General features: G+C 64.8%; 15 protein-coding genes and 1 tRNA gene. 6 read left to right on the top strand and 10 right to left on the bottom strand.

What is annotated here, in order from left to right:
* Window positions 1-13 precede the first annotated feature (13 nt).
* Window positions 14-517 (top strand): cupin domain-containing protein, encoded by a 504-nt coding sequence (locus TSA1_RS13655; protein WP_100176827.1) that lies wholly within the window; start codon window positions 14-16, stop codon window positions 515-517.
* A gap of 42 nt (window positions 518-559) precedes the next feature.
* Here the strand turns inward: TSA1_RS13655 and TSA1_RS13650 are convergent, their stop codons facing one another.
* The 3 genes from TSA1_RS13650 to efp form a co-directional block, all read right to left on the bottom strand.
* Window positions 560-1,546 carry a DUF808 domain-containing protein gene (locus TSA1_RS13650; RefSeq protein ID WP_100176826.1) on the bottom strand — a complete coding sequence of 329 codons (987 nt, stop codon included), beginning with the start codon at window positions 1,544-1,546 and terminating at the stop codon, window positions 560-562.
* Window positions 1,547-1,629: 83 nt separating this feature from the next.
* Window positions 1,630-3,252: a peptidase M23 gene (locus TSA1_RS13645; protein ID WP_100176825.1), complete on the bottom strand. Its 1,623-nt coding sequence runs from the start codon at window positions 3,250-3,252 to the stop codon at window positions 1,630-1,632.
* 23 nt (window positions 3,253-3,275) lie between these two features.
* Window positions 3,276-3,842: an elongation factor P gene (gene efp, locus TSA1_RS13640; protein ID WP_100176824.1), complete on the bottom strand. Its 567-nt coding sequence runs from the start codon at window positions 3,840-3,842 to the stop codon at window positions 3,276-3,278.
* Between the two features lie 162 nt (window positions 3,843-4,004).
* On the opposite strand from efp, the gene epmA reads away from it, so the two are divergent.
* From epmA to TSA1_RS13625, 3 genes are read left to right on the top strand one after another with little or no spacing between them, the layout of a single operon-like run.
* The gene (epmA, locus tag TSA1_RS13635) at window positions 4,005-5,057 is read left to right on the top strand and encodes an EF-P lysine aminoacylase EpmA (protein ID WP_100176823.1); all 1,053 of its coding nucleotides are present in this window, start codon (window positions 4,005-4,007) and stop codon (window positions 5,055-5,057) included.
* Window positions 5,054-6,148: a lysine-2,3-aminomutase-like protein gene (locus TSA1_RS13630; RefSeq protein WP_100176822.1), complete on the top strand. Its 1,095-nt coding sequence runs from the start codon at window positions 5,054-5,056 to the stop codon at window positions 6,146-6,148. The genes epmA and TSA1_RS13630 overlap by 4 nt, the downstream gene beginning before the upstream one ends.
* 38 nt (window positions 6,149-6,186) lie before the next feature.
* On the top strand, window positions 6,187-6,438 hold the full coding sequence (locus TSA1_RS13625) for a hypothetical protein (RefSeq protein ID WP_100176821.1): 252 nt from the start codon (window positions 6,187-6,189) through the stop codon (window positions 6,436-6,438).
* A 58-nt stretch (window positions 6,439-6,496) separates the two neighbouring features.
* Here the strand turns inward: TSA1_RS13625 and TSA1_RS13620 are convergent, their stop codons facing one another.
* The 6 genes from TSA1_RS13620 to TSA1_RS13595 all read right to left on the bottom strand — a co-directional run bounded on the left by TSA1_RS13620 (window position 6,497) and on the right by TSA1_RS13595 (window position 12,193).
* Window positions 6,497-7,582, bottom strand: coding sequence for a 3-deoxy-7-phosphoheptulonate synthase (locus TSA1_RS13620; RefSeq protein WP_100176820.1), 1,086 nt, complete (start codon window positions 7,580-7,582; stop codon window positions 6,497-6,499).
* A 236-nt stretch (window positions 7,583-7,818) separates the two neighbouring features.
* Window positions 7,819-8,397, bottom strand: coding sequence for an HdeD family acid-resistance protein (locus TSA1_RS13615; RefSeq protein WP_100176819.1), 579 nt, complete (start codon window positions 8,395-8,397; stop codon window positions 7,819-7,821).
* Window positions 8,398-8,467: 70 nt separating this feature from the next.
* On the bottom strand, window positions 8,468-9,508 hold the full coding sequence (locus tag TSA1_RS13610; RefSeq protein ID WP_100176818.1) for a PrsW family glutamic-type intramembrane protease: 1,041 nt from the start codon (window positions 9,506-9,508) through the stop codon (window positions 8,468-8,470).
* Window positions 9,509-10,022: 514 nt separating this feature from the next.
* Window positions 10,023-10,265 carry a hypothetical protein gene (locus tag TSA1_RS13605; RefSeq protein ID WP_100176817.1) on the bottom strand — a complete coding sequence of 81 codons (243 nt, stop codon included), beginning with the start codon at window positions 10,263-10,265 and terminating at the stop codon, window positions 10,023-10,025.
* 202 nt (window positions 10,266-10,467) lie between these two features.
* Window positions 10,468-11,094: a PilZ domain-containing protein gene (locus tag TSA1_RS13600; protein ID WP_100176816.1), complete on the bottom strand. Its 627-nt coding sequence runs from the start codon at window positions 11,092-11,094 to the stop codon at window positions 10,468-10,470.
* A 214-nt stretch (window positions 11,095-11,308) separates the two neighbouring features.
* Window positions 11,309-12,193 (bottom strand): hypothetical protein, encoded by an 885-nt coding sequence (locus TSA1_RS13595; RefSeq protein WP_245448233.1) that lies wholly within the window; start codon window positions 12,191-12,193, stop codon window positions 11,309-11,311.
* Between the two features lie 194 nt (window positions 12,194-12,387).
* On the opposite strand from TSA1_RS13595, the gene TSA1_RS13590 reads away from it, so the two are divergent.
* Entirely contained in the window at window positions 12,388-13,839 is a 1,452-nt protein-coding gene (locus tag TSA1_RS13590; RefSeq protein ID WP_100176814.1) for a bifunctional class I SAM-dependent methyltransferase/glycosyltransferase family 2 protein, read from the top strand.
* 61 nt (window positions 13,840-13,900) lie between these two features.
* Window positions 13,901-15,538 (top strand): hypothetical protein, encoded by a 1,638-nt coding sequence (locus tag TSA1_RS13585; protein WP_145984303.1) that lies wholly within the window; start codon window positions 13,901-13,903, stop codon window positions 15,536-15,538.
* Here the strand turns inward: TSA1_RS13585 and TSA1_RS13580 are convergent.
* Window positions 15,526-15,600 (bottom strand) — tRNA-Glu (locus tag TSA1_RS13580). The genes TSA1_RS13585 and TSA1_RS13580 overlap by 13 nt on opposite strands.
* Between the last annotated feature and the right edge of the window lie 14 nt (window positions 15,601-15,614).

The raw sequence follows: 15,614 nt of genomic DNA, 5'->3' as shown, positions 1-15,614 counted from the left end.
AGGGGAGGTCGTCATGACAGCAATGAGCCTGGCCAACCCGCAACGCCCGGTGCCGTCGCGCGCGATGGCATTGGCCGCTGTCGCGGGGCTCTCCTGCGCGCTTGCGATCGGCAAGGCGCTGCCCGTGACCATGGATGCGATATCCAGTGCGTTGGTCCCACTCTGTGCCACAGCTGCGGAGAGCTCGCCTCTCGACAAGGTCGAGCCGATCGGCTCCTACGCGCTGCCCAATGTTCCGGGCAAGCGCGTCACGGTCGTTCGCGTATTCTACGGACCGGGCGGATTTTCGCGCCCGCACCGTCATGCGGGATCTGTTACCGCCTACATCACCAAGGGCGAGATCCGCTCCCAGCTCGGCGGCGGCCCGGTCGAGACGTTCGGCGTCGGCCAGTCCTTCTTCGAGCCACCGGGCTCGACGCATCTGGTGTCGGCCAACGCGAGCATGACGGAGCCGGCGGAATTGATCGCCGTGTTCGTTGCGGATGAGGGCGCGCAGCTCACGACGCTCCTGGAGTGATCCGTAGCCTGGATGGAGCGCGGCCGGCCGACTGCGCTCCGGTCAGGCCGAACGCGATCGCCTCAGCCGTTTCCAGGCCGGCGCGAGGCCGTATTCGACGGCCGGGATCGCAAGCGCACCTATCATCAATCCAAACACGCCTGAGATGGCCGCCTCGACCGACCATTCGACGATGCCGGCAGCGGATGGAAGTGCGTGTGCCGCAGCCTCGGTCGCGGCATGAACCATGCGGCCGACCACCGGCGGGCCGTATTTTTCGATGCCGTGCAGGATGATGCCGCCGCCGACCCAGATCATGGCGGCCGTGCCGATGGTGCTCAGCACGGTCAGGAAGGGAGGCATGCCGCGAACGAGCGCGCGTCCAAGTGCGCGGATCGCGGCGCCAATGGCTGAGGCACCCTCATAGCGCGCAAGGGCCAGCCCGGCATCGTCCGCCTTCACGATCAGAGCCACCACGCCGTAGACCCCGACCGTGATGCCGAACCCGACCAAAGCCAGCACCAGCGCCTGCGTCCAGATGCTGCCCGACGGGATTGCCGCCAGCGTGATCGCCATGATCTCCGCCGACAGGATGAAATCCGTCTTGATGGCGCTCGCGACCTTCTCGTCCTCGACCGTCCCGGCATCCACCGCAATCGGTTGCGGTTGAGCTGCGTGGGCGTGCGCATGATGCGGCATCACGGCTTCGAGCACCTTCTCGGCGCCCTCGTAGCAGAGAAAGGCTCCGCCCAGCATCAGCAGCGGCGTGACCGCGGCGGGAAGGAAATAGCCGAGCAGCAGGGCAATCGGCAGCAGGATCAGCAATTTGTTGCGCAGCGATCCGATCGCAATCTTGCCGACGATGGGCAGCTCGCGCGTCGAGGCAAAACCGATGACGTAGTTCGGCGTGACGGCCGCGTCGTCGATGACCACGCCTGCGGCCTTCGTGCCCGCCTTGGCAGCCTGGCCCGCGACATCGTCGAGCGAGGCTGCTGCCACCTTTGCAATCGCCGCGACATCGTCGAGGAGACCGATCAATCCGACACTCATCAACCCGGTCCCTTCTTGGTTCGAGCTGGCGGTGTCCGCGACTGTCCGCGCTTGCACCGCCCTTCATTGGAGCGTGCAAGCGCTCAGTTCTCCTCGCCGCTCGCTCCCTCGCGCAGGTCCGGCTTGATCACGTCGTCCGGCAGCGCATGGGCGACCGGCTGGGCCGTGACTGCCATCTCCGGGCCGACCTCGCGGCCGCGGGCGTGGATCAGGCGTTCATAGGCGGAGACCAGGGTGACGTAGGGGCTCACCCAGATCCAGCCGTCGCGGGTGAACACCTGCACGTCGAAATGCAGATGCATCGACGTTCCCGCGGGATGGTCGAGATAGTTGGAGATCACGCCGATCTTCTCGCCTTCGGTGACAAGGCGGCCATTGAGCACGCCATCGGCGTTCATCGCCTGCGGGTTCATGTGCATGTAGCGAAAGCGGATGTGCTCGGTGCGGCTGTTGACGTGAAGCGTCGCGGCCTGGTCCTTGGCTCCGCGGATCACGATCGCGTCGCGCACGGCGACGACGGCACGCTGCTTGGGATCGCAGGGCTCGCGGCCTTCGCCGGGGGGCGGGCAGTCCGCGGCGCGGATGTCTTCGCCCTGATGGCCGTAGCCTCCGCCACATTGCCAGACCTCGAAACTGCGCGACTCGCAGAAATTGTCGCGCCAGGGATAGGCGGTCGGACCTTCGCTCTTGTCGCGCTTGCCGTAGGATTGCGAGCGCACGAAGGCCGGGGCCTTTTCGAGCGGAAAGCGGATCTGGGCATAGGCCATCACGTCGGGATGACCGCCTTGCTTGCGGTAGCCGGTGTTCGGGATGATGTCGCCGCTCGGCCGGTAGCTGAAGTCGGCTGAACGCTCCGCCGGACGATCGAGGATGTTGGAGGCGATATCCGCCAATGGCCGCATGCGCTGGCCGCCGGCGACGCGGAGGGCCTTCAGGAAGCGCTCGGCAACCGGATAGGCTTCCTTGCAGGCGAGCCGCCGCGGCTTGGCGACGCTGTCGAGGCACTGGATCGAGACCACATAGGCAACGCCAAAGCGCGTGAAGGCGTAGCGTACATAGCCCTCGCGGATGAACTTTCGCAGGTCCGGATAGAGCGCCGCGAGCGGCTTGACCTGCTCGCCCTTGCCCCCCGAGGGATCGGCGATGTCGTAAACGAGCGCAGAGCCCGTGATCTGCACTTCGACCGGCCTTGCGAACACCCGGGCCGGCATGCCGTCGCCGGCGCCGGGCTCGAGCGAGAAGGTCGCGCTGTAGCCGGCGGGGCCGGCATCGAACATATCGACGGGATTGAAGTCCGCCTGGTAGCGCGAGAGTGCAAGTATCGCCGGCGCGCCGCTGCGCTGCGCCTCGAGGTAGGCGGCGGCGTCGAACGGCAACAGCACGGGCACCGGACTGCGGGTGATGCCCGTGAAGAAACGCGAGGAGACCGCGTTGAGCTGCACCAGTGCGGGCGTCGCGCGCGGATCGTAGCGCGGCACTGACCGGCGAGGTACGAAGGTGAAATCCTCCGCGACCCGGGGACGGCTGCCGATCTCGGTGCGGAGCTGGTCGAGCGCTGCGCGCCAGTCGACGCGCAGGGCTGTGAGCGAGGGGCTGCGGAATTCATCCGCAGCGAGCGGAGAGGCCGTGAGGAGCGAAAGCAACGCCAGAACTTGCGAGACGAAGCGGAAACCCTTCCCAACCACTGTCTCGCCCCCCGGCGCCACCTGTGCGACCGCTCTGTTCCCCGTTAGTCCTTGGCGCGCTCGGAATAGGAGCCGTCTTCGGTCATCACCACGATGCGGGTGCCGACCGAGATGTGCGGCGGCACGGTGGTGCGCACGCCGTTGGACAGCACCGCGGGCTTGTAGGAAGACGAAGCCGTCTGGCCCTTCGTCACCGGCTCGGTCTCCACCACCTCAAGCGTCACGCGCTGCGGCAGTGCGATCGACACCGGGTTGGTGTCGTGCATCGACAGCTTGACGGTCATGTCCGGCGCAAGATAGGCAGCGGCATCGCCGACGACGTCCTTGGAAACCTGGACCTGGTCGTAGGTCTCGGGGTTCATGAAGTGGAAGCCGTCGCCATCTTCATACAGGAAGGTGTAGTTGCGTTCCTCGATCGTGGCCTTTTCGACCTGGTCGGTGGTCTTGTAGCGTTCGGAGATCTTTACCCCGTCCGAGATTCGGCGCATTTCGATCTGGCTGACGGGGGTGCCCTTGCCGGGATGGATGTTCTCGGCGCTGACGACGACATAGAGCTTTCCGTCTTGCTCGATCACGTTGCCCTTGCGAATAGAACTGGCGATGACTCTCAAAGTTGTATTTCCTGCTTGCTTGGCCCGGCACCGGCCAGGACGTGATCAATTCGATGGGGGACTTGGGGCCTCAAATCGGACCTCGGCGCCCGTTTCGGGCCGCAACATACTGATTTTGCCGTTAGATGCCAGCGTTTTGCGTGGGGCTGGGGCGGTGGGTTAATGGCTGGGGACAAGCCCATTTCACCGTTCTGGTCGCCCGACCGGCACCTCGACCGGCGGCCTTTCCTGAGGGCGCGGGGGGCCATTATTGCAGCAATACGGGGCTTTTTCGCCGAGCAGGGCTTCGTTGAGGTCGAAACCTCGGTCCTCCAGGTCTCCCCGGGCAACGAAACCCATCTGCACGCCCCCCGAACCGAGCTGATGCGGCCGGACGGCAGCCGGGTCAGCCGCTATTTGCGGACCTCGCCGGAATTCGCCTGCAAGAAGCTGCTGGCGGCGGGCGAAACGCGCATTTTCGAGCTCGCCCGGGTGTTCCGCGACCGCGAGCGCGGCGACCTGCATCTGCCCGAATTCACCATGCTGGAATGGTACCGGGCCGGCGCGCCCTATGACGCCATCATGGCCGATTGCGTTGTCGTCATCGCCCGTGCGGCGCAGGCGACCGGCATCGGGACCTTCTCCTTCCGCGGCCGGACCGCCGATCCCTTCGCCGAACCCGAGCTCCTGACGGTCGCGGGCGCCTTCGAACGGTTCGCCGGCATCGACCTGCTGTCGACAATCAGGGGCGGGGAGGGTAACCGTGCCGCGCTCGCCGAGGCGGCCAGTGGCAAGGTCCGGGTGGCCGGGGACGACACCTGGTCGGATATCTTCAGCAAGGTCCTGGTCGAGCATGTCGAGCCGCATCTGGGGCAGGGGCGTTTGACCATCTTGTTCGAATACCCATCTCCGGAGGCGGCACTGGCGCGGGTGACGACGGCGGATCCCAGGGTCGCCGAGCGCTTCGAGGTCTACGCCTGCGGCGTCGAGCTCGCCAACGGCTTCGGGGAACTGACCGATGCCGAGGAGCAGCGAAAGCGCTTCACGGACTCGATGACGGAGAAGCAGCGCCGCTACGGCGAGGCCTATCCGCTCGACGAGGACTTTCTGGCCGCGGTCGCCGCAATGCCGGAGGCGAGCGGCGTCGCGCTCGGCCTCGACCGGTTGGTGATGCTGGCAAGCGGCGCATCGCGGATCGATCAGGTGGTGTGGACACCGCCTGCGGGTGAGAAATGACGAAGAGTAGTCTTGCACGGACATTGCGCGAGCCGGCCGAGCTCGTGGCCGAAGGTCTGGCGCCGGCGGCTGCGCTGCCCGCGCTCGAGCGCGTGGCCGCGCGCTATGCGGTGGCCATCACGCCGGCACTGGTCGAGCTGATCGATCCGTCCGACCCGGACGATCCCATCGCCCGGCAGTTCGTTCCGACCGCCGCGGAGCTGGAGATGCAGCCGGGCGAGAACGCCGATCCAATCGGCGATCACCCGCACTCGCCCGTATCCGGCATCGTGCACCGCTATCCCGATCGCGTCCTGTTCAAGCTCGTTCACGTCTGCGCGGTCTATTGCCGCTTCTGCTTCCGCCGCGAGATGGTGGGCCCGGGCAAGGAGAACGCGCTGTCGGACAGCGCCTATCGCGCTGCGATCGATTACATCCGATCGCATCACGAGATCTGGGAAGTGATCCTGACCGGCGGTGATCCGCTGATGCTGTCGCCGCGACGGATGGGCGAGATCATGACCGAGCTCGCTTCCATCGATCACGTCAAGATCATCCGCCTTCACACCCGCGTGCCCGTGGCCGATCCCGCGCGCATCAGCGACGAGATGGTGGCGGCGCTCAACGTCGAGGGCGCGACCACCTGGGTGGCCGTGCATGCCAACCATGCGCGCGAACTGACTGGGCCGGCGCGCGCCGCCTGCGCGCGGCTCGTCGATTCCGGAATTCCGCTGGTGAGCCAGTCCGTGCTCTTGCGCGGAATCAACGACAACATCGCCGCTCTCTCGGATTTGATGCGAGCTTTCGTCGAATGCCGGATCAAGCCTTATTATCTGCATCACGGCGATCTCGCCCCGGGCACCGCGCATCTGCGGACGACGCTGGCGGAGGGGCAGGATCTGATGCGGCAGCTGCGCGGCCGCGTGTCAGGCTTGTGTCAGCCGGACTATGTCATCGATATTCCCGGCGGCGCCGGCAAGTCGCCGGTGGGGCCTAGCTATGTGTTGGCGGAGCAAAATACCGCAGCCGATGCACGTGAAGCGGGAGCGAAAACGAGCTATCGTATCGTCGATTATTGCGGCGACGTTCATCTCTATCCGCCCGAGACGTGAGCGGTGAGAAGCGCCGGTTTGAGAATGGAGGATCGGACATGAAGAAGATCATGCTGGCAGCATCGCTCGTGGTCTTGCTCGGCGGCACGGCGATTGCGCAGACCGGCGCCAAGGGTTCGACGTCGAGCGGTGCGAGCTCCGGATCCTTGCCGCAAGCTCCCGTGGGCCATCGTCAGCCGCGCGCCTCGGACGTGCCGAGCGAGAAGAATTTGACCGATCCGAACGATCCGCTCAGCAAGGAAAACCAGGCGCTCGACAAGAAGATCAAGAGCATCTGCCGCGGCTGCTGATCCATGATGGTTGCGGGCAGGGCGCCACGACTCGCCCCGCCCGCATTCGCTTCCAGCCTTATGCCGACCGCTCGTGCAGGCCGGCGCGCCGGACGTTGCGGCGGACCTCGACCGCGTCGGCGAGCTGCTCGAGTACGGTCGCCGTAGACGCCCAGTCGATGCAGCCGTCGGTGATGCTCTGGCCGTAGACGAGCGGCTTGCCGGGCACGACGTCCTGGCGGCCGGCAACGAGATTGCTCTCGATCATCACGCCCATGATGCGGTTCTCCCCGGCGGAGATCTGGCTGGCGATGTCGGCCGTCACGAGCGGCTGGTTCTCCGGCTTCTTGCTCGAATTGGCGTGGCTCGCATCGACCATCACCAGCGGTGCGACGCCCGATTTGGTCAGCTCGTTGCAGGCCGCCGTGACGCTTGCCGCGTCATAGTTCGGCTTGGCTCCGCCGCGCAGGATGATGTGGCAGTCCTCGTTGCCCGCGGTCGAGGCGATCGCCGAGCGGCCGAGTTTTGTGACGGCCATGAAATGATGCGGGTGTGAGGCCGACTTCACCGCATCGGCGGCAATGCGAACATTGCCGTCGGTGCCGTTCTTGAAGCCCACCGGACACGACAGCCCCGAGGCGAGCTCGCGATGGATCTGGCTCTCGGTGGTGCGCGCCCCGATCGCGGCCCAGGACACGAGGTCGGCGATGTACTGCGGCGTCGTCATGTCCAAGAACTCCGTGCCGGCGGGCAGGCCGAGATTGTTCACCGCCGACAGCACGTTGCGCGCCAGCCGCAGGCCCTTGTTGATGTCGAAGCTGCCGTCGAGATCGGGATCGTTGATCAGGCCCTTCCAGCCGACGGTGGTGCGCGGCTTCTCGAAATAGACCCGCATCACGATCTCGAGCTGATCGGCGAGATCCTCGCGGAGCTTTGCGAGGCGCTCGGCGTAATCGAGCGCAGCCCGGGGATCATGCACCGAGCAGGGACCGACGACGACCAGAAGACGGTCGTCCTGGTTGTTCAGGATGGCATGGATGGCATTGCGTGCGGCCATCACGACGCGCGTGGCGGTGAGCGTGCGCGGGACCTCCCGCATCACCTCTTCCGGGGTGCTCAGTTCTTTCAGTTCGCGGATGCGAAGATCGTCGGTCGTGCTCAGCACGGCGGGCTCCTGTCAATTTGAGAACCTGCCGGCCAATAAAAAAAGCCGCCAGGTCTGGCGGCTTGTTCGGACGTTTGCTTCAATATTCAGATTGAGCGCGATCCTCCTGCCGCCAGCGAGCTGTCGTAGCTAAAGTACCAAAAATAGCTGGTGGCGACAGTGATCATGGCAGGCCATATAGCGCGCCATTGGCGGCTTGTCACCCCCCCCATCGGCGCGGCAGGCGACGAGGTGCCTCAGGTGTTGCTGTTGCGCGCCGCCAGCGCCATGCCGATCAGGCTGGCGCCGCCGAACAGCAGATTGATACCGACGAGGATGCCGATGGCCCATTCCGCCGAGCTCGGCAGCCCCGTGATCACCATGAACGAGATCGCGATGTCGACGAGGCCAGAGATGAGCAGCCACGACCAGCGGCTGCTCAGCTCGCGGCGGTGCTCCAGTGCGTACATGATGGTGGCGACGCCCTCGGCGAGGAAGTAGGCGCCAAGCACGATGGTCAGCGTCAGCACGGCCTGGATCGGGCGGGCCAGCAGCAGTATGCCGGTGAGCACGGCGAGCGCGGCCGAGATCAGCGACCACCAGAAGCCCGGCGTGCTGCGCGCCCAATAGGTCACGATCAGCCCGCCGATGCCGCTGATCAGGAACATCCAGCCGAGGAAGATCGCGATCGCAAGACTCGCGAGCGGCGGCAGGATGAGCGCTGCGACGCCGAGAACGACGAGCAGGATGCCTTCGAACAGGAAGGCCTTCCAATGCGTCTTGACCGTCCGGCTCATGACGGATTGCAGCCGTGAGAAATCATCGGGCGAGGTCATGGGCAGGCTCCAGGTCGAAAGGTCGACGCTCAATCTACTATGCGCGCGGCGCGCTCACCATCCCGCGAGCTCACCCGCTGCCGGGCGCCGAGGAAAAACCTTCCGCGCTGGTACGGATGCGGTTGCGGCCGAGAATGTAGATCGCGGTCGTGACAACCAGAAGCGCGAGGCCGAGCAGGATCGACACGAAGCCGATCGGGATCAGGGCCAGCGTCAGGTTGCGCTCGGGATTGATCAGCCAGTGATGGATCGAGGTCAGCACGAAGGCGAGGCCGAGAAAGCCGACCCCGCCGCCCGCCAGCAGCAGCGCCCACATCCGGCGGAGCTGGCTGAGCCGCTCCCGCGCAACATCTGTCCGGGGCGCGTGGTGGCGGGCGACGCGCCGGACCAGGCGGATCGCGAAGGCGATCGAGCCAAAGCCGACCAGCAGGCTCGCAGCCCCCAGCCACATCCGCAACGTCGGATCGAGATCGGGCATTCTTTGCAAGGTCAGCAGCGGAAAGTCGAAGGCCGAATGCAGCGCGAGGGGGCCGGCGAGCATCAGGAGGCGGCTGGAGAGGCGGGCCCAATCGCGATGGTGGCGGTTCGCGCCGAGCGCCGTGCCGGCGCGCGCGATCGTGAGGTAGGCGCCGGCGATGATGCCGAGCGCGCCGTGGAACGGCACGGTCAGCACGCTGCGCAAGGCGGCCAGCGAGCGCCACATCTCGGCGTGCTGAACCAGATAGGCGAGGTTCTCATAAGCGGCGAAGCCGAGGCCGACCGCGGCGCCATAGACCACGGTGTCCATCGGATTGGCAAAGGTCCGCCGCTTGGTCGAGGAAATCAGAACGATGGCGATGACCTTGACGGCCTCCTCGGGCAACGCGACGCCGAAGATCGAATGCATGGCCAGGGCTGCCCAGGGGTTGTCGGGTGCGGCGACCATCTTGGCGAAGGGGGCGCGGGCCAGGCCCAGCAGCGAGATGCTGGCGGCGCCGAGCAGGAAGGCGGTCCAGACCTGGGCGGGTGGCCCCGGGCGTTCTTCGGCGGCGATGACGAGCCACAGCATCAGCAGCGCCGGGGCGATGGCAGCAGTTCCGATGACGGTGGGCAACGCTTCAATCAGGTACATCGGCGCCGAAAATAGGTTCCATTGGTCCGCTTATCCACATTTTACCGATGCGACCATGTGTCATGCGCCCGCTGTCGGCTCGCTTAACGCGCACGACAGCTTCCGTTCATCTGCCGTCGCCGCGAAAACGTAGAATACAAGCGCAATCAATTGCATGACAGAACTCGTTCGTCATCCATGGCAACGATCGCGCGACGTCCGTTCGGGCGTGATTGGTAAGTCAGATCAAGGAAGTGCAGAGGTTTTTTCGATCTGCCGCTTAGATGTCTCTTCGAGGCAGCCAACGCAGGATTGGCCGGCTAACGGCGGGCCGTTGGGCGCCCAGGGGGTGGCGAGGCGATCCGGCGCATCCGCGCCTGCTCGAGCTCCCAGAAGGCGCACACGAGGCACGTGCCAAGGCAGAACACGATGAGGAGCAGCAGGAAGGCTTGGTCGACGGCGGGGATGTGCATCATGGGATTGACAAAGCAACGCGCATGCCATGCGTTCCCGCAATGGAAGCCGCTTTCCGCCGTCAGTGGGCGGTGAACGGCGGCGGCGCGCCGGGGGCGACGTCGAAGGCACCGAGATGGAATTCCTCGCCAAGGGATGGATCCGGCTCGCCCGGTTGCGCCAGCAGCGTGAAGGCGGCTTCGGGGTAGAGCTTCCAGATCTCGAGATCGCCGGCGGTGATGGTGAGCCAGCCGAACGTGTACATGTAACGCCCGGGCTCGGAGACCCGGCCGACCCTGTCCCAGGTAATCTTGTTGACTGCCATCCGGTCCCCCGATCGCAAGTCCGCAAATCACGTCCGGCGTGAGGCACGGACGTGCAAAAGCTGATCCTGCAATGGGGCCGCGATAGGGCGGCGATGCGGAGGCCAGACGGCCGGGCGGCGGCCGCTGCCTGCCGGCTTAGTCTAGCGCGCGAGGGACCTCACCTTCGGCGTTCGGTTAAGAAAGAGTCGAGGCTGACCCGGTTCAGGCCGACTGCTGCAGCGGCGAGCGCACAATGAGGCGCACGAGGTCGTCTCGAGACTGCTTCTCGGCGAATTTGACGGCAAAGCCATTGTCGAATTTGCGGATGACGCGCCCGACACAGGCGCCGACGGCAAGCGCGGTTCCCACTGGCGGGTCGTACTCGCAGGATATGGCGACGCCGGCCGTGGAGACGTCGATGATGAAGCAGGGATGGATACTGCCGTCGGCAAGAGTCAGGAGGGTGTGCGAGACCTGGGGAACGAAACGGGCGTCGCGCCGCAGTTCCTTGACGCTGTCATCCTTCTGCTTCTTCTCGAGCCAGGTGAGCTTTTCCGACATCCAGGCGCGCCGCGCCCGCGTCATGTCGAGCTCCATCAGGAAGCCCGATTTCAGCGTCGCGCTGATGGTGCACTGGAATTCGCCGAAATCCTGGAAGTAGGAGGTCAGGCGTTCGCCGACCTTGCCGACGACAGGGACGTCCACGATCATGCGGAAGGGCGAGACGCGTTTGGTGCGACAGGCAAAGCTGCGCAGCTTGCCCTCACAATCGTACCAGCGCGGCAGCGAGTAGCTGCCGTTCACGCTGACGTCCACTGCGCGCTGCCTGAGGAACTCTGCGACGGACATGAGGTGCCAATGATGTTCGGGATCGCTTCCGTATTTCCACGGTACCGGTCAAATTCTAAGTAAATGATACCAGCACTCAAAAGCGGGGGTAAATTTCCGGTAAACGCGCGCCTCGGCCACGCACCGAAAAGCGCGGCATTTGGACCCTTTTTGCCGGAGGACTGCTCACAACATCGTCATCTTGGGGCGATGAAGCGACCGCACAGCGCGACGTCTAGGGAAATCCGGACAGCACCAGCAAAGCGAGCGCGCCAACGGCCATGGCGAACTGGATCATCGCCCATGTCAGGCCGTTCGGGCTGATCTCCACGCCCAGCGGCGGCAAGGCGCGTCGCATTCCGAACGCCGTGAATGCTTCGACGACGGCGAGCAGAAGGCCAATGCCGGCGAGGGAAGGCCAAGACTCCGCCGGAGGCATCCAGGGTGCGAGCCAGGCGGGGACGGCGCCCCTCAACAGGCCGAGTAACGCGAACCATCCGAACCAGAATGGGAAGCGCTTGATGATGTCGGCGCCGATCGTTTCGGACTCGAGCCGGATACCGATCATTGCGAGGACGCTCTCAATGCGCTCGCCGTTGGTCAGGAAGACAAATGCGCCGAGACAGAGGGGAACGCGCGACTGGAAGATCGAGGCGACGACACCGAACAGGATGACGTGGCCGACGACCTCGCCGAGAATGTCCTTGGCGCTCTGGCCTGACGTCGCAGCCGCGGCTGGCGCAAGATCTGCCCGACGCTGCGGACGTGATCTGACGCGCGCCATGTGCTCCAGCATTTTGGCGCGCCGGTCCGCCGAATATGGCGCCGTGCGGCGCATCCATGCCGGTGGCGCGGTCGTAACGGAGGGGAGGCCGGACTGACTTTCCGGGGCCGACTTGCCTTGCTCCATGGCCAACCAGATCCCCTTCAATCCGTGATGCCGATCGTGGCGGGCGACGCGGCTTCTTTCGGACGTTGGTCGGAGGTGAGGGCCGGGAAGGTTCATGCCGGGTGGCGGATATTTGCCGCTGGTCGCCCCTGGCCGAGTACGAGTTGGCGCCCGATTTCCGCAAATCCGCAGGGTCTGATTTCGTGCCGCTCCGGAAAGGTCCTCCTTCATGGGCCCGACGCCAGACATATCCAGCTTGTCGACGATCTTCCTGTTGCTCTCGCTCCCCAGTTGCGCTTGAGTGCCGACAGGTCTGGGGGGACCATATTGATGTCTGATTTCTTGGCTGCGGCGACTTGGGCCGCCGCGAAATATTTTGCGGTCGATTTCAGTTCCGGCAGGCTCAGTGCGACCTGTGTCTTGCCATGGATTTGACCGTCATGTCCGGCTGCCTGTCTCCGCGGAAAGCAGGTATTCTCGATCACGCTGATCGCATGGCCACGGATCGCGTGGCATGGCGCGGGAAGAACAGCTTTTTCCACGCCGAGGATGAACGCTATCTCCGGTTTCTGATTCCGCCGGGAAGTCGCGTTCTCGACATCGGCTGCGGCATTGGCGATACGCTCGCAAGCCTCGCGCCATCACATGGCGTCGGGGTCGATTTCTGTCGCAAGCAAATCGCGATCGCGCGACAGCGCCACCCCGATCTCACTTTCGTCGAAGGCGATGCCGAGGATCCCGCCACGCTCGACGCGCTGCAAGGTCCGTTCGACTATATCCTCGTCCTCGATACGATCGGCTCGATGGAGGATTGTCAGAAGTTCATCGCGCAGCTGCATCCGTTCTGCACGCGGGATACACGGCTGGTGATCGGCTATTTCTCGCATCTGTGGTATCCCCTGCTGAAATTCGCGGAGCTCGTTGGCCTGCGGATGCCGCAACCGGACCAGAACGTGCTGTCGCCGCCTGATCTGCGCAACCTTGCCAGGCTTGCGGATTTCGATCCGGTGAAGTCGGAGCAACGCGTGCTCTCGCCGGTCCGGATGTTCGGGCTCGGGCGATTTCTCAATCGTTTCGTCAGCGTGCTGCCGGGAATCCGCCAATTGGCGCTTCGGCATTATCTGGTCGCACGGTCCAGCCGCAGGGCGAGGGAAGACTTTGCCTCGGCTACCGTCGTCGTCCCGGCGCGCAACGAGCGCGGCAATATCGAGCCTGCGGTCCTGCGAATTCCCGACTTCTGCAACGATGTCGAGATCATCTTCGTCGAAGGCCACAGCCAGGACGGTACCTTCGAGGAGATGGAGCGGGTCAGGCAGGCCTATCCATCCAAGGACATCAAGGTGATGCGCCAGCCCGGCAAGGGCAAGGCCGACGCCGTCTTCGCCGCGTTCGACGTGGCGCGCGGCGACGTGCTGATCATTCTCGACGCCGACCTGACCATGCCGCCGGAGCAGATTCCGAAATTCGTCGAAGCGCTGCTGGCGGGCAAGGGCGAGTTCGTCAATGGCTCGCGGCTGGTCTATCCGATGGACGATGGCGCGATGCGCTTTCTCAATCTGATCGCCAACAAGATCTTTTCCTACCTGTTCTCCTGGCTGCTCAATCAGCGTTATACCGACACGCTGTGCGGCACCAAGGTCCTTCGCCGCAGCGATTATCAGCGCCTGAAGGCCGGCAAGGCCTATTTCGGCGATTTCGATCCGTTCGGTGACTTCGACCTGATCTTCGGCGCATCGAAGCTCAACCTGAAGTCGGTGGATCTGCCGATCCGCTACGCCGCGCGCACCTATGGCGAGACCCAGATCTCCAGGTTTCGCCATGGCTGGATGTTGTTGAAGATGGTGGCTTTCGCCTTCCTCAAGATCAAGGCGATCTAGACACGGAAGCCACGGTTGGGCGACGATGATCTCAGACCATTACTGTTTTCCCGACGCCCGCGTGAGCGGAAGGATCAGAACGCTGCTGATCCTCATCGTGCCGTCGCTGTATCTGGCGGCGACGCTGCTCTATTCGGCCCATCAGGCCGTCTGGGGCGTCCAGGTCGATCCGGAATCGGCGTACACGATGAACGGGCTGGCGGCGGCGGCGGGATACGGCTCGCTGAAATTCGATCATCCGGGAACGACCACGACGCTGCTCGTCGAGCTGATCGTCAGGGGCTGGGCCGTGATCGCCCGGGCCGAGGATATCGTCGCGTTCGGGCTCGAGCATTACGACGCGATCACATGGGCGGCGCGCACCGGCGAGGCGCTGGTGCTCACCGGCGCGCTGCTGGCCGGAGGGCTCGTCGTCGGTCGGACGACGCAGAGCGCGATCGCCGCGATGCTGTTTCAGGCCGGCGCGTTCGTGCATCCCGATGCGTTTCACTTCCAGACGGTGCTTGCGCCGGAAAGCCTGATGGCCGCAATCGCCCTGTTCGTCATGGCGATCGTGATCAAGGCTGCGCTCGATGCGCATCCGCCGGCGACGAATATCGGCGTCGGGTGCGGGATCATTTTCGCGCTCGGGTTCTCGACGAAATATCTCTATCTGCCGCAGGGGCTGCTCGCGGTGTGCTTGCTCAGAAACAGGCGCGCCTTCGTCGCTGCCGTGATCACCGGGGCGATCGGGTTCGTCGGCTTCAGCCTGATCTTCAATCCGGGAACGGTCACGCGCGGGTTCGGATGGCTTGTGCAGATCGCCACCCACAAGGGAAATTACGGCGAGGGCGAGCCGGGGTTCATCGATTTCGGAATATTCTGGTCGAACATGGCCGAGATCGTCAAAGCCGCGCCGCTCGTGCTCGGCGTGTACATCGCAGCGGCGGCCGTGGCGCTGGCTTGGTGCGTCAAGAACCGGAGCTGGCGGGATCCGAACAGCCTGACGCTCTGTGCTGCCACTCTCATCTATGCCGCGCATCTGGTGGCGACATCGAAGCACTACGCGCTCCATTACATGATGGCGCCCTGGGTCCTGACCGGCGGCGTGCTGGTCCTGGTCGTGGTGCAGCTCAAGCGGCTGGCCCCGGCCGTTCCGTCGACCGTGTTGAGCTTGGTTGCGGGCGGCCTTTGCGCCGCCATGAGCGCGGCGACGCTGATCGACGCCCGTGCCGCAGCGCTGCATGCGTTCCGCGCGAATGAGATCGGGGCCCGGCTTTCGAAGGCCGTGGCCGCGGCGGGTCCCGCCTGCGCCAATGTCTCCGGCATGTTCGTGCGCGCGCCGGAGAACGACATGAACCACGGCTGGGACATGACGGTGCAGCTCTGGGGCGACCAGGCGATGCGGGAGCGGTTCTCCACGGCCTATGCGAACGCTTTTCCGGCCCGGCTGCTGGACCACAACACCTACACGCGCGTCCTCAAGAACAACTTTCGACCGTACAGCTATGCGACTCTCGGTGCGGACTATCCCTGCATCGTCGTCCGCTCGGCCGTGGCGCTCGAGGCCGACAATGCGATCGGACTCCTGGCGCTCAATCCGGACCATTGCGTCATCGAGGGGATTCACGTCTATACCGTCGGGCTTGCCTGCGCGAAGGTGCGCAGCAGCTTTCTGGAGCAGCGGGGAGGGGAACCCGGGCTGGGTGGCGCTCCCTAGCGGAATCGAACCGCTCTCTCCACCGTGAAAGGGTGGCGTCCTAACCGATAGACGAAGGGAGCAACGCAGGGCCCCG

Source organism: Bradyrhizobium nitroreducens (genome assembly GCF_002776695.1).
In the GTDB taxonomy this organism is placed as follows: domain Bacteria; phylum Pseudomonadota; class Alphaproteobacteria; order Rhizobiales; family Xanthobacteraceae; genus Bradyrhizobium; species Bradyrhizobium nitroreducens.
This window is presented reverse-complemented; position numbering and strand designations above follow the sequence as displayed.